The following is a 13,781-nucleotide window of genomic DNA, read 5'->3' as shown; positions in this document are numbered from 1 at the left end:
CAGCACCCATGACAGATGCCTCCATCGCCTGCAGCTTCTGATGAAGTCACAAGCTTTTCAAAGATACTGAATGAGCGGTCCGGCTGTCAAGCCCGCCTGTGCCCCTCAGCACTCCTATATCTTAACTCATCCGCAAGAGTCTGTCAACACATTTTTTGAACTTTTTGTTCTTTTATGTTTTATGGCTTGTCGATTTATCCAAATCGCTTGCGGCTTAATAAATATACCATTCCTGTAGGGTTTATGCAAACAGATTCTGTGAACAGACCGCCTTTCTTTGTATCCTGCTCTATTCCAGCAGAATCAGAACAATCCTCCGGATCGGATATTCTGCAGCAGCCTGCTGCTTATTCCGTTTGCTGTACCGGATTCCGCAAAAAAAAAAAAAAAACAGGACCCGCTGTAGACCGTCCGGATCCTGCTCCCCGTCAATGAATTGCTTTCTGGTTATCTCTGGTCAGCCCAGATCTCAAGATCACTTGGTGAAATATATCCGTTCAGCAGTCGTCCCTGTCCGAATCTGACATCAGGGAACGCCTTCTCAAGCTCGAGCTGTGAGTTGCGGATACCGGATCCACCGGATGTGGCAAAAGGGATGACTTCCCCGTGATGCAGATCTTCCATCCTCAGGAATGTATCTATTATCCGCGGAGCCCGGTTCCACCAGATCGGATATCCCACAAAAAGTGTATCGTACTCATGCAGATCTGCAGTCTCTGCCGGTTCAGGGATCACGGAAGAATTACCTTTCATCTCCATCGACGAACGGCTGTGAGGATTCGTCCAGTCCAGGCCTGCTGCAGAGTAGGCCTGCACAGGTCTGATTCCAAAAAGATCGCCGCCGATATCGGCAGCTAGTTCCATCGACTTGCCTTTCGTTGTACCTGTAGGTGAAAAATATGCAACCAGTGCTTTCATGATGCTTCCTCCTCTATCGAATCAGGTCAGCTGTGGCTTGTTCCCGATTCGTTATCCCTGTCTTATCACTGAAGTCAGCTTCAGGTTCAACCCTCATGCTGTCTATGCCCGATCACTCAGCATCGGCATCTTTCCCGTCTCCATCATCAAGGTATTTCGCCAGTCCTTCTTTGACGGCATCCATATACATTCTGTAGATCCGGCTGTCATTTTGCAGACCATGTCCGTAATGAGGCAGTTCAAAATACTCGTAGGGAACATGATTCTCTTTCAGGGCCTGCACCAGATGCCTGGAGCTGTCAAATGGACAGACCTTCTCGTGGGTACCATACGCGATCACGGTGGGAACGGAGTCAGGTGTTACCCACATATATCCGGAAATCGGCTTGATAACATCATGATATTCGGGTGTATCCAGGATGGACGGATCGATTTTCTGCCCCAGCATGATTCCAAACAGTCCTGCCGCCGCTGCCCTGCTTTCTGGCGTATCCTTGTCAAGGCCGTATGAGTGCCAGTCTTTCCTCTCAAAGCTGGAAGGCCCTACGGCTTCAAACAGAAATCTGAGAGGTACCGGCGCAACTTTTGCATCCCGGAAGGCATACAGCATGGCCAGCGTTCCTCCAGCCGAGCCGCCACCTATTGCCATATTTCTGATCGGATATCCAGCAGCCTCTGCTGCTTTCACCACTTCGGGAATGGCAGATTTGATCTCTATCGACTGGGAAAGAACACTCGCCCCGTTCTGATCAGTCCGCAATGTGTAATTGATTCCCGCTGCCACGTATCCCTGACTGCACAGCCAGGCCAGCCTTCCTGCATCATCCGATTTGTCTCCGGAAGTAAAACCGCCGGCGTGGATGTACACCACCAGGCCATAACCCTGTCTGCCGGGATCAGCCGGCAGGTACAAGTCAAATTTTTCTGCGCTTTCGGGGCCATAGCTGAGGTCCTTTTCCACAGTCCCCACTTCATCTGTCATCCGGACATCATATTCACGGGCCCAGGACGGGCGGATCAGAAACCGGGAAGCTGCACCTGCTGCAAAAGACACCAGAAATGCACCTGCACAAATCCATCCATACATACGCCTTCGCCTCCGTTTCTCTGTCCCTGTCTTTCGGATATCCTGCGGATCACTCACAGAAAGTCTCCTCCAAACATCGTTCCGCCGATCAGAACGTTCATAAAGCCGCGGACTGCAAGTCTGCTAAGCACGAATCCCAGGCCAATGACCAGCAGAAGAACTGCGGTCTGTTTTGTTGTACCATGCATCGTTTTTTTCCTTTCATAAGCGCTGCCCGAACTGTATCTTTCTTCCTGAACTCAGGCTCATGCCCGAGGCTGCTTTCCGGGCAGTCCAAACTGAGACAAGTCCGCTGTCTGCCAGAAGCAGATGATGATACAATCGTTTCAGCGATACAATTGTGTCATCGGATCAGTCGTTGGTCAACGAAAGGAGAAAAATGAAACAAAACGGGAAAACTGTGTCTGCAGGAAACAACCGGGACCGGAATACCTATGTGAAACGACAGCTCACCCAGGCACTGGAGGAGCTGCTGAAAACGAAACCGCTGGAGGCACTGTCCGTTCAGGAACTGTGTGAAACTGCCATGGTGGGTCGTGCCTCGTTCTACCGGAACTTCACTTCCAAAGAGGACATCCTCAGGCGAAGGATCCAGGATCTTCTGGAAGACTGGATTCTGAGTCTGAGCCATTCGGATGACGCCACTCCCAGCTCCAGACTCCTGGATCTGTTTCGCCATCTGGACCGTCATCGGGATTTCTGCAGTCTTCTCCATGAACGGAATCTGGTCTGGCTACTGCGTGAGGCACTGAACGGCAGCCTTCAGATCGATCCAACGCTGCCCAAGGAAGAGGCATACGCAAAAGCCTATGTTACCTCCACCATCTTTGGATGGATCGAGCTGTGGCTGGATCGCGGAATGAAGGAAACCCCAGAAGAAATTGCCGGAATGTTCCAAAGCCGGGGACTGTAGGATTCAAAGAGACCGGCGTCCTTCCGTACACCAGGTACTCTCCAGTCTGAGAATCCCTGCTGTTCGATTGTAAGCGACGTTAATTGCCCATATTAAAAACAGGACTGAGTCCCAGTACCATCATGGTATTGGACTCAGTCCTGTCTTGCTATTTCTTATACAGATATTCTGGCAGTGCTCTGGAATATGGAAGCAGCTCATCGAGTACTTCCTCCCTGATCCCTTCGTTCTTCAGCCTTGTCAGCACATATTCGATATACTTCTCCGGGACCAGCCCATTCATGATTGCCGACTGGCTCAGACTGTACCATACTGCTGTTGCTTCCGCTCCTGCTTCCGTATCCGCAAACAGGAACCCCTTCCGGCCTATAACGAACGGCTTTACCATCCGTTCAGCCAGGTTGTTGTCGATCGGATAGTTCCCATCCTCCAGATAACGGGCCAGCGAGTCTTTCCTTTTCAGAAAGTAATTTGCTCCCTTTGCTGCTTTCGATCCATTATCAAAACTCCGGGTGATCCGCTCCATTCCTGCGATCACCTGGTCAAACAGTGGCTTAGACTCCTTCTGCCTCAGTTCATATACTTTTTCCGGGCTCATCTTTTTACTGCCGGCTTTCTTCTCCACCTTGTAGAGTCTGGTTATGTTGCCAAGTGGTTCCAACAGGATCTCAAGGGCCGGATTCTCTCTGAGGTAACTCAGCTTTACTTCTGCCTCATCCGGCAGTTTGTTCAATGTCTGGTAGTCTGCCCGGATCTTCACCGCATCATACAGATGGCGCCTCGCATGAGCCATGCAACTCAGATGGACGGCTGCTGTGTAATTGTCGTAGCCTTCAAATCCATCTGACATCAGAGCCTTTTCAAATCCTTCTCCCAGCAGCTCTCGCACGAACTTCTGTTCCCGTGTTTTCTTGAACTGATAAATGACCATCTTCCTGCACTCATGCTCTCCGCTGACCCCGACGATCATATAACAGTTCGTCCTCTTCTGCTCACGACTCACTTCCAGACACTTCAGGACGGTCTCATCCATATGGACCACATCACATTTTCTGAAATCCTGTATCATCCTGTCTACCAGGGCTTCTCCATAGATCTGGGAAGAACGGATCATCCAGCTGGCCATCACACTCCTGGCCAGATTGAATCCTCTTCGCAGCCAGCCCTGTTCCTGCCTGTAAAGAGGCAGCCCCATGACTGTTTTCTGCGCAATGATGTGGGACACCAGAGAAGTCGAAGCCATCGTATTCTCCAGAAGCGGTGCTTCCCTGCGGGAAGCAGAGATCATCACAGGCTTTCCATCCTCATCTTCACAGCCTTTTGGGCAGACATAATTATGATCTACTTCCACTTCGACATAGAGACGCTGCGGAACGTATTTGATGGTCCGGTGTACAGTCGGTTTCAGCTCCTTCATGGCTGTGCCATATACAGGGCACACCGGGTCTTTGCCTGCTTCCGGATACACATTGATGATCTTTTCAGGGAGTGCTTTTGCTTTCTCCTTCATGGATCTGCGCTTTTTGGGGGATGCCGATCTCTCTTTGCTCACAGTTTCCAGGAGAGCTGATTCATCCATATCTTCGGGAGAAGACGTGGCTGCGATCTCTTCCGCCTCGTTGAACAGGGATATGAAAAGCAGCTCGCTTTTGGAGGCGAAGCGATCCATGGCCGCCTTCTTGTTGATCTGGTCTTTCTGGAACAGATTGTCGGCGAAGAAGAGAGCAGCATCGACCAGGTCATCATGATCCAGGGATTCGAGGCTTTCTTTCATGGATTTGCGGGTGTAGTTCTCGAGGTCAAAAGAAGATAAGAAGTCCATGGGGAAAGTATAGGATAAAGAGGAAAAGGGGCAAACTGATATGCCTTAAATAATTATTATGCTCACAGTTTCAAAAGTGATTCATTTGATATGACTGAAAACTGCAGGAGAGAGCAGGAGGTCTGTCTAGATATATTGTGGTTTCACAGGCCTGAAAGCCCGTTTCTGGTTTATGTCCAGTCCTTCCAGGAGCCAGTCCAGCTGTTGTTGGGAGATCTCCAGGAAAGGATCCAGGGAGTTCATCCGCCATTTGAAAGTGCCTTTGCTCAGCTGCTTGTGAAGGAGCCAGAATCCTGTACCGTCATAATGGAGAAGTTTGAGCTTGTTGTGTCGTTTATTGGTGAAGACGAACATTGCGTTCTGGAAAGGATCCGTGTTCAGGATCGACTGGACGTATGTCCCCAGTCCATCTATGCCCTTGCGAAAATCCACAGGTTCAGTGACCAGGTATAATTGGGAAATATCGTCAAGTCCAGTCATATAAAATCCCTCCATGCAGGTATTGTCCCGCTGTGGAGGGATTTATCATAGATGGGCAATTAACGTCGCTTACGTTCGATTGGGGCCTGCAAACAGTCAAAAGCCGTCTTCAGCCGGATCCATGACCGCTTTCATGGATCTGAGGCCGTAGACGGCTTTGTTTCCTCTTTGTTTCCAGTGGCAGTCAGTCTGCAGACGGTTCAAAGGAATCAGGCAGTTCAGTTGCCTTGTCCACGATTCGGATAAGCACCGCGGTCTTGTCATCATAGCCCGGAGCGGACGCAGCCAGCTTTTCCAGCTGCTCCTGATCTGCGCCCAGCCACAGTCTGACCTGATCCAGATCGGCTCTCAGTTCTCCTTCTTCCAGAGACACAAGATCATCGAACAGTCCATCACTCATCACCAGGACCTTCCGCGGTTCCGGGACCCTGGCAAACCGCCAGGCACTGGCCAGTATCACAGGGTCCACCATCGAATCCGTTTTATGCCGGGTCACGAGGACCTGGAGTTCTCCGTTCGCATCTTCACAGATGATGCCGCCATCCCCTGCCATTCCTGCATACAGCATATCAGGCGTCACAAGAACACCGAGCATTGTGCACTGGCAGTCCATCCAGGGAATGTGCCGGTCTTTCAGTTCCTGCAGAAGACCGGTGGCAGTACGCTGAAATCCGCGTACCACCACATCCGTACAAGGTGACTGGCCCGCTGTACAGCGCACAAAGGACTCTGCACAATATCCGGCGGCAATCTCGCTGCACGACCAGGTACCGGCTGAATTCAGTGAAACACCATCGCATACAGCAGACACCGCTGTGCTGCTGTCACTGTATACAGCCACTGCATCCTGATTGGGAACCTGAAACATCAAGTGACTCGTTCCCTGCAGAGAAACCTGCATGATTTCCATCATCTGTATTCCTCCCGGAATTTCCTTTATTCCACAGAGGCTGCAGGAACCGGTTCTGTCAGACTCAGGCCGTCAGCAGTCACCCTGCATTCTCTGTATTTGCACATCACTTTACCGGATACAGCTGGAAGTACTTTTCCAGAACCGGCGGCACAACCTCGTTTGAACAGATGTTCGGAGCCACATCCTTTGAGTTGACTGAAGACAGCGGTGCCGAACAGGCAAAGGCAACCTGCGGATCATCCACCGGACCATATCCCACAAGATTGGCAGTAGTCCAGTCGCCGACTTCCGCAGTACCGGTCTTGGCAGCCATGGCCTGTTCCATGCCTTTCAGTTTGTCCCCGCAGTTGCCGTCCGTGACACAGGCCCGCATTCCTTCCTGCACGACCTTGACGTTCTCTTCTGTTCCTTCCGGGACAGCGTTTTTCAGCGTCGCAGTCTTCAGATCTACGACTTCCTCGCTGTTGACTTCCTGCGCATACCGGAAGAAATGAGGTTCATACATCCGGCCGTCTTCCGCAATGACAGAAATATACTGCAACAGCTGCACGGGAGAGTACATGTCGAACTGGCCGATGGCAAAGTTCAGCAGCAGACCGGGATTCGTCCCGGCGCCCAGATAACTGCTGACTTCGCCGGGTATATCCAGTCCTGTGGGATTTCCCAGGCCGAACATGGAATAATACTGTCGCATTTTCACGAAAGTCTCCTGGTCATTGGGCAGACTCAGCGGCTGTCCCTTGACGTACGATCCCCCGGCCAGACGGATGGCAATGTTGAACATATAGACATTCGACGAAACAGACAGCGCCCTGCGCGCATCCACCATTCCATAATTGTTGAACGAACCGAATTCCTCTCCGCCGATATTCATCACTTCGTCGAGAATCAGTTCCCCGGGCTGCACCACGCCTTCCGAAAGCCCCATAAAGACCGTGGCCCCCTTGATGGAAGATCCGGGATTCACCAGAGAGGTATAGTTTCCGGAAGCAAAGTAGGTCATTTTACGGGTCTCCAGATCCATCTGATACCCCGAGAGTGCCAGTACATTCCCATTGGCCGGATTCATCATACACATGAACAGAGAGGAAAAATTCTCGCGCCTCCGTGTCCCCCCGTTGCTCTGGAGGGTTGTCTTGACCACATCATCCATGGTCTGCTGCAGGTCGATGTCTATGCTGATGACAATGTCATACCCGGTCTGTGCCTGCTGGATGACTTCCGTCTGTGCAAGACCGTTGGAGTTGTAAGTCACCAGGGAAATCTCTTCCCGGCCTGCCAGCAGGTCATTGTACTGCAGCTCGAGACCGGACTTGCCGACAGGTGCATTCAGCTGGTAGCCCCGGGCTGTGTAATACTCCAGGTTTTCCGCTGGCAGCCCTTCTGTACTGCTGGAGACCGTGCCAATGACATCCGACAGTGTCTCCCCATAGGGGTACTCCCGCTTCCATCCGCCAAAGTCCACATCAAACCCCGGAAACTCCGTTTTGTGTTCCACCAGATACGCCGCATCGTCATCGCTGACATCCTCCAGAATGACAGACTCCTGACCGGCGGAGATGTTGGACGTCATCCGCTGATAGACCACGGCTCTGGACAGATCCTCCTGGCTCATTTCCTTGATCTGCTCATCGCCGATTTTCTTCATGAGGGCTGCATATCGTTCGGTTTCCGTCATTTCTCCGGATGCCAGGGCCTCTTTCTGTGCGTCCGAGAGCAGGTGTCGTGCCTGATACCGGCTGTCTTCCGGATCCAGCCAGCCGGTCCATGTCAGGTAGGCTTCCTGTTTGTCCCGATAAGAAAAAGCGTCAGGGTCTATATCAAATACATTCACGATCCTGTCGGCATAAAACTCATATTCCTCATAGGTCATGCCCTGTGGGGAGGTATATACAAAATTGTGGGACACCACGGTTTTTGCGAGCACCTTCCCGTTGCAGTCATAGATCTGACCTCTGGGCGGCGAATTGTACTGTCTGACAGATGTGTAATCGTCCTTTTTCTCTGTATACTCCCGATAGGAAAACACCTGCAGCCAGATCAGACGTGCAAGAAGCACAGTGAACAGCCCCAGAATGATCAGGGACAGGGCCAGGATCCGCTTCGAGACTGTTTTCTGTGTTCGGCTGGTTCTTTTTTTCGCCATGACTTCCCTCCTCGCTGCCGGTCTCCGGTCTTCTGTCTGTGACAGCCTGACTGTTTCGGACTGTGTGTAATTATAACAGCCAATAGGAGATTCCCGCGGAAAAATTCTCCGCCTCCGCTGCTGCCGGGAGCCTGTCTGTCGCATCCTGTCACTTTTTTCAGGGATGCGCCCTGCATGAGACGACCGGTTTCCTCACCTGGTCCGATTTCTGCAGCAAAGAAACCTCCGCCTGCTTCCGGATGTCCGGATACCGGGGTCTGGAGTGACAGGTGTTGGAAATCTCCGGACTTCAGGCCGGTTGCTTACGGCGAATGTTTGCGCCACAATGAACTCATGAAACGAACAGAAACAAGAAGTGTGCGCGTTGGTGATCTCATCATCGGCGGCAACAACAACGTCATTATCCAGTCCATGTGCTCTCATCCCACCAAAAACGTGGAAGAAGTTGTGAAACAGATCCTGGAGCTGGAAGCCCAGGGATGTCAGCTGATCCGAGTCTCGTGCATGGACATGGAAGATGCGGCGGCCATCCGCGAAATCCGGAACCAGATCCATATTCCGCTGGTGGCGGATATCCACTTTGATTACAGACTGGCTCTGGCGGCCATTGAAAACGGGGCCGACAAAATCCGGCTGAATCCCGGCAACATCGGCGGCCGAAAAAACGTGGAGGCTATAGTGGCTGCATGCCGCACACATGGAGTCCCGATCCGCATCGGCATCAACTCGGGGTCCCTTGAAAAGGACATCCATGAGAAATACGGGAAACCGACAGCCGAAGGGATGGTGGAGAGTGCCCGGCGTCATGTGCAGATTCTGGAGGACTGCGGTTTCTATGACACAGTGCTGTCGTTCAAGAGCAGCGACCCGCTGCTGTGCATCGATGCCTATCGCCTGGCTGCCAGAACCTTTGACTACCCGCTGCATCTGGGTGTCACGGAAGCAGGGACAGAACTGACAAGCGCCATCAAGTCTTCCCTGGCCCTGGGCACCCTCATGCTGGATGGCATCGGCAATACGATCCGGATTTCCGTGAACGGCGACGCTCAGAAAGAGATTCCCATCGCCAGGGAGCTCCTCAAGGACTGTGGACTGCTTCACAATGTCCCCAACCTCATAGCCTGTCCCTCCTGCGGGCGTACGCAGTGGAACATGGAACCAGTGGTCGATGAAATCGCAGAGTATCTGCAGACCGTGAACAAGGACGTCAATGTGGCCATCATGGGATGTGCTGTAAACGGTCCGGGAGAAGCGAAACATGCAGATATCGCAATCGCAGGAGGCAGAGAGGAAGGGCTGCTGATCAAAAAAGGCCGCATCATCGAGAAAATCCCTGTGGATCAAATGACACAGAGACTCAAGGAGGAAATCGACGCATTTGTCCCCGGCGCCAGTCAGGAACAGCTGTAATACAGTCAGTCAATACCCGTCAGCGTGGAACTTCCCGACGGTCAGACACGAAAAAGCATCAGGATCTCTGTGCTCGGGCTCTCCTGATGCTTTTTGTCTGCCTGGATGTACATGCCATCGATTGCAGGATTCAACCAGCCACACCTGACATCTGTTGCCCGTCACAGACAGCCGTCAGAGTGATGTCAGACTGCAGCAGCCGCCGGATTTTCTCCGGGTTCTGCTTCTTCGGCAGTTTTCTTCCTGGCTTCCACGGCCTGTGCTGCCGCCTCGATTGCTGCCGATGCCGGTTCCATTCGCAGCAGTTCAATCTCTTCCCTGTATGGAGGCCTGTCTTCGACCCATGGTGTTTCCAGGATCTTTGTCACATTCTCCAGCCGGGGATGATGGACGATGCCATACAGCGTCTCAAATCCGATATGGCCATGTCCGAGATTTTCGTGGCGGTCTTTCCTGGCCCCTCTTGGGTTCTTTGAGTCATTGACATGAATGACCTTGAGGGAATCCAGACCCAGGATCCGGTCAAATTCGTCCAGGACCGTTTCAAATTCCGTGAGGTCATACCCGGCGTCATGAATGTGACACGTATCGAGACAGACACCGATTCTGTCCTTTTTGTTCACAAGCTCCCGGATGGCCTGCAGTTCTTCGAAATTCCTTCCGATTTCCGTTCCTTTTCCCGCCATGGTTTCCAGGGCGATCACCACATTCGAGTCATCCGCATCCAGCACCCGGTTGAGGCGGTCGGCAATCCAGCGGATCCCCACATCTGCCCCGGCTGTGATGTGACTTCCCGGATGCAGCACGAGCGTCGAAGCACCGATCTGTGTCACCCGCCTGAGTTCCTCCTGGAGGAATTCTGCCCCGAAATCTGCTGTTTCCGGCTTCAGGGAGTTTGCCAGGTTGATGATATACGGTGCATGCACGATGATGCGTTCCGGATCGATCCCGGATTCGTGCATCAGCTGTGCCGCTTCCTCCAGTCGGAACCTGTCCACATCCACCCGACGGGAATTCTGTGGCGGTCCGGTATAGATCATAAAGGCATTCGAACCATACCCGATGGATTCCTTCACCGCTCCCAGCAGATAGTCCGGCGCTTTCATGGACACATGCGATCCGATCCAGATCATTTGCTGCCCTGTCTTCTGGCTTTCTGCTTTTCTTTTGCGCGTTCTTTTTTCTGGCGCCGGATATCCTCCTGGATGATCTGCCGTTTGCGTTTCCTTCGCAGCTGTTCAATCTGCTGTTTCTGCTTCTTCTTGTAATTCGGCTTCACGCGTTCCTTCTTGCCGGCTTTTACAATCCGGGAAATTTCAGCCTGCAGGGGATCGGTCCCTTTCCTTTTGCGGCCTTCCAGCGGCTTCAGGTCCACCCACTGTCCCCGCTTGACGTCCTTGTGCTTCCACTGCACGCCTTTGTGCGCCAGGGAATCAATGGAACGGCGGTCGCTGTCCTGGTAGATCGTGATGGCCAGGCCGTCCCGACCGGCACGGCCTGTGCGTCCGATCCTGTGGAAGAAGAACTTCAGGTCCTTCGGGAATCCCAGAGAAATGACATGGGAAATGCCCTCCAGGTCAATGCCGCGGCTGGCTATGTCACTGGCCACGATATACGACTTTTTCTGGGACTGAATCTGTCGGATCGCCTGTGCCCTGGCCCGGCTCTCCATGCCGGAATGCAGCTCCACAAGGTCGTATCCTTCGCGGCGCATTCCCTCGGCCACCTGGGCGGCTTCTTCAGTCGTGTTGGCAAAAATCAGTGCAATGTACGGATTGATGGCCGGGAGGATCTGCAGCAGTTTCTCCTCGTAACTCATATGCCGGGCCGGAACCAGGTAGTTTGTCACATCACTCTGAAATTCCTCATTCGTGTCTATGGTGATGATTTCGGGATTGTGCAGATATTTCTTCAGAAACGGCTGCAGGTTTTCCGGAATCGTGGCGGAAAAGACCATCAGCTGCGTATCCTCTCCCATTTTGGACAGAATCTGGTCGACGTCTTCCAGGAAGCCGAACTCCATGGTCATGTCGGCTTCGTCGATGATCATTACCTTTGCGGTGTCAAGCCGCAGCGTTTTATCATCCAGGAACAGGTCTTTCATCCGCCCCGGTGTGCCGATCACCAGATGCGGTTTCTGTGTTCCCACCTTGTGGCGGTCCATGCCGCCGGTTACCAGCTTCACGCGGATGCCAAAGTGAGCGGCGAGGTTTTTGGCCCGCTCATACAGCTGGTAGGCCAGCTCTCGTGTGGGGACCGAAATCACAGCCTGTACCTGGTCTCTGGACGGATCGATTTTGTCAAAGACAGGCATGAAAAACGCATGGGATTTCCCGGATCCTGTGCTGGAAATGCCCACCAGGTCACGGTCCGGATCCTTTCGATGGACCACGGATTCCTGAATGGGTGTGAGCTTCTTGAAGCCCTCTATGTTCATGATTTCCTCTATGCGGGACATTGAACTCAACTCCTTTGTTTCCACCCTGAATTATCTCAGACTGCTGTCCGGGTTTCAAACCGCGTCCCCGAAGGACCTGCATAGCCGCGGGAATCCCTGGATCCATGCCGCCTGCAAAGGAACCGCCATGATACAATGAACCGGACACGAGGAGGAACTGCCATGAAGTATCAGTCCATTGTCAGGGTAAAAATACAGGGGGCCTGCGGCGGGGTGAGAAAAGCCATTGAAACAGCCCGCCAGGTCCGTCGGGACCATCCGGAGGAGAAGGTGACAGTTCTGGGTGAGCTGGTCCACAACCGGTTTGTCATGGAGGATCTCGCTGCGGCCGGGATCCGCACCGTTGAGGGAAAAGGCCGCAGCCGGCTGGAGCTGCTGGATGAGATCCGCGACGGGATGGTTGTCTTTACCGCCCATGGCGTGAGTGACGATGTCCGCATGAAAGCGCAGCGGCTTGGTCTGACCACAGTCGATGCCAGCTGCCCGTTTGTACTCTCGACCCAGAAGCTGGTCCGCAAGAAACTGGCAGACGGGTATGCGGTTTTCTACATTGGCAAGCAGGGGCATCCGGAGGCCGAAGCAGTCTACACCAGTTCGGATCAGGTATATCTTGTGACGAAGGAAGAAGACATACCCGCCGAAATGGACCGGCCTGTCTTCGTGACGAATCAGACCACAATGTCGGTCCTGGACATACAGGATCTGTTCGAGGCGATCCGCTCGCAATACCCGAACGCGGAATTTCACGATGAAATCTGCAGTGCCACAAGACTGCGGCAGGAAGCGGTGCTGGCTTTGAAAGACACTGATGTCCTCATCGTGATCGGAGATCCGCTGTCCAACAATACCCGGCAGCTGGAAGCGGTGGGAAAAAAAGCCGGCATTCCGCAAGTGATCCGGGCAGAATCTGCCGAAGATCTTCACCCGGAAATCATCCCGGCCGGCTCGAGAATTGCCGTCACATCCGGTGCCAGCACCCCCGGGCGCCTGGTGGATGAAGTGATCCGGCTGCTGGAAGCCCAGTAACATGGCACTGACCGCTGCACAGCTCCAGATACCGAAAAAGCCGGCTCGAACCGGCTTTTTGTCATTTTCCGCTGTGCTGCTTCCAGTACTCCAGAAACTCCGGAGTTCTGGTCCAGTATCGCAGTCCCCAGTGTTCCAGACTCCACTCCTCCATATAGGCATTGCATTCATAATCCACATAGAACAGTCTGTTTTCGAAAGGAATGAAATTTGTGGGAAACCAGTCCAGGTTCAGTCCGGCGTCCCGGGCGGCCTTCGACAGTGCCTGCACCTGTGTGACACACTCCTGTAGCAGAGAACCTTCGGCCACAAGGTCACAGACAGTCCTGCCCGGAATGTACTCTTTCAGGATCCTTTCCTGTATCCGGTCGATATCCAGCAGCCCGGGAACCGGAATGCCTGCATTCCGGAGGCGCTGATAATCCCGCTCCTCTGCTTCGAGCTTGTCCCCGAAGACATAGTAGTCACAGGGTTCATGGTGGATCTGCTTGAGAACATACTCCCGCCCCTCACGGCTGACCAGCCAGGAGTACCCGCCTTTGCCATGTCCCAGAAGTGTGATCACCTGAAACTCCCACCCGTTGACGGTCATGGTCTGTTCCATCCGT

13 protein-coding genes are annotated in these 13,781 nt (G+C 53.1%); 3 read left to right on the top strand and 10 right to left on the bottom strand.

Annotated elements, in window-relative coordinates:
• Positions 1 to 447: 447 nt before the first annotated feature.
• The 3 genes from aalo17_RS05010 to aalo17_RS13160 form a co-directional block, all read right to left on the bottom strand.
• Positions 448 to 918: a flavodoxin gene (locus tag aalo17_RS05010; RefSeq protein ID WP_067556349.1), complete on the bottom strand. Its 471-nt coding sequence runs from the start codon at positions 916 to 918 to the stop codon at positions 448 to 450.
• Positions 919 to 1,030: 112 nt separating this feature from the next.
• On the bottom strand, positions 1,031 to 2,005 hold the full coding sequence (locus aalo17_RS05005) for an alpha/beta hydrolase (protein ID WP_067556346.1): 975 nt from the start codon (positions 2,003 to 2,005) through the stop codon (positions 1,031 to 1,033).
• 53 nt (positions 2,006 to 2,058) lie between these two features.
• The gene (locus aalo17_RS13160; protein WP_257721851.1) at positions 2,059 to 2,193 is read right to left on the bottom strand and encodes a hypothetical protein; all 135 of its coding nucleotides are present in this window, start codon (positions 2,191 to 2,193) and stop codon (positions 2,059 to 2,061) included.
• Between the two features lie 191 nt (positions 2,194 to 2,384).
• Between aalo17_RS13160 and aalo17_RS05000 the strand changes: the two genes are divergently transcribed.
• On the top strand, positions 2,385 to 2,918 hold the full coding sequence (locus aalo17_RS05000; RefSeq protein WP_067556344.1) for a TetR/AcrR family transcriptional regulator: 534 nt from the start codon (positions 2,385 to 2,387) through the stop codon (positions 2,916 to 2,918).
• Between the two features lie 148 nt (positions 2,919 to 3,066).
• Here the strand turns inward: aalo17_RS05000 and tnpC are convergent, their stop codons facing one another.
• From tnpC to aalo17_RS04980, 4 genes are all read right to left on the bottom strand, one after another.
• A complete protein-coding gene (tnpC, locus tag aalo17_RS04995) occupies positions 3,067 to 4,740 on the bottom strand; it encodes an IS66 family transposase (RefSeq protein ID WP_082743255.1) in 1,674 nt (557 codons plus the stop codon).
• Positions 4,741 to 4,866: 126 nt separating this feature from the next.
• On the bottom strand, positions 4,867 to 5,220 hold the full coding sequence (tnpB, locus tag aalo17_RS04990) for an IS66 family insertion sequence element accessory protein TnpB (protein ID WP_067556338.1): 354 nt from the start codon (positions 5,218 to 5,220) through the stop codon (positions 4,867 to 4,869).
• A 184-nt stretch (positions 5,221 to 5,404) separates the two neighbouring features.
• Entirely contained in the window at positions 5,405 to 6,133 is a 729-nt protein-coding gene (locus aalo17_RS04985; RefSeq protein ID WP_067556334.1) for a protein phosphatase 2C domain-containing protein, read from the bottom strand.
• A gap of 103 nt (positions 6,134 to 6,236) precedes the next feature.
• Positions 6,237 to 8,279: a peptidoglycan D,D-transpeptidase FtsI family protein gene (locus tag aalo17_RS04980; protein WP_067556331.1), complete on the bottom strand. Its 2,043-nt coding sequence runs from the start codon at positions 8,277 to 8,279 to the stop codon at positions 6,237 to 6,239.
• Between the two features lie 333 nt (positions 8,280 to 8,612).
• Here aalo17_RS04980 and ispG point away from each other — a divergent pair, with 333 nt between their 5' ends.
• Positions 8,613 to 9,689: a flavodoxin-dependent (E)-4-hydroxy-3-methylbut-2-enyl-diphosphate synthase gene (ispG, locus tag aalo17_RS04975; protein WP_067556328.1), complete on the top strand. Its 1,077-nt coding sequence runs from the start codon at positions 8,613 to 8,615 to the stop codon at positions 9,687 to 9,689.
• 185 nt (positions 9,690 to 9,874) lie between these two features.
• Here ispG and aalo17_RS04970 read toward each other — a convergent pair whose 3' ends face one another.
• Complete coding sequence (locus tag aalo17_RS04970) at positions 9,875 to 10,822, bottom strand: deoxyribonuclease IV (RefSeq protein WP_067556325.1); 948 nt, start codon at positions 10,820 to 10,822, stop codon at positions 9,875 to 9,877.
• Positions 10,819 to 12,147: a DEAD/DEAH box helicase gene (locus tag aalo17_RS04965; RefSeq protein WP_067556322.1), complete on the bottom strand. Its 1,329-nt coding sequence runs from the start codon at positions 12,145 to 12,147 to the stop codon at positions 10,819 to 10,821. Before aalo17_RS04965 ends, aalo17_RS04970 begins: the two co-directional genes overlap by 4 nt.
• A 162-nt stretch (positions 12,148 to 12,309) precedes the next feature.
• On the opposite strand from aalo17_RS04965, the gene ispH reads away from it, so the two are divergent.
• A complete protein-coding gene (ispH, locus tag aalo17_RS04960; RefSeq protein WP_067560115.1) occupies positions 12,310 to 13,173 on the top strand; it encodes a 4-hydroxy-3-methylbut-2-enyl diphosphate reductase in 864 nt (287 codons plus the stop codon).
• 61 nt (positions 13,174 to 13,234) lie between these two features.
• On the opposite strand, the gene aalo17_RS04955 is transcribed toward ispH, so the two are convergent.
• Positions 13,235 to 13,777, bottom strand: a complete 543-nt coding sequence (locus aalo17_RS04955; RefSeq protein ID WP_067556319.1) for a BUD32 family EKC/KEOPS complex subunit — start codon at positions 13,775 to 13,777, stop codon at positions 13,235 to 13,237.
• Positions 13,778 to 13,781 lie beyond the last annotated feature (4 nt).

The organism is Faecalibaculum rodentium (assembly GCF_001564455.1).
In the GTDB taxonomy this organism is placed as follows: domain Bacteria; phylum Bacillota_I; class Bacilli_A; order Erysipelotrichales; family Erysipelotrichaceae; genus Faecalibaculum; species Faecalibaculum rodentium.
This window is presented reverse-complemented; position numbering and strand designations above follow the sequence as displayed.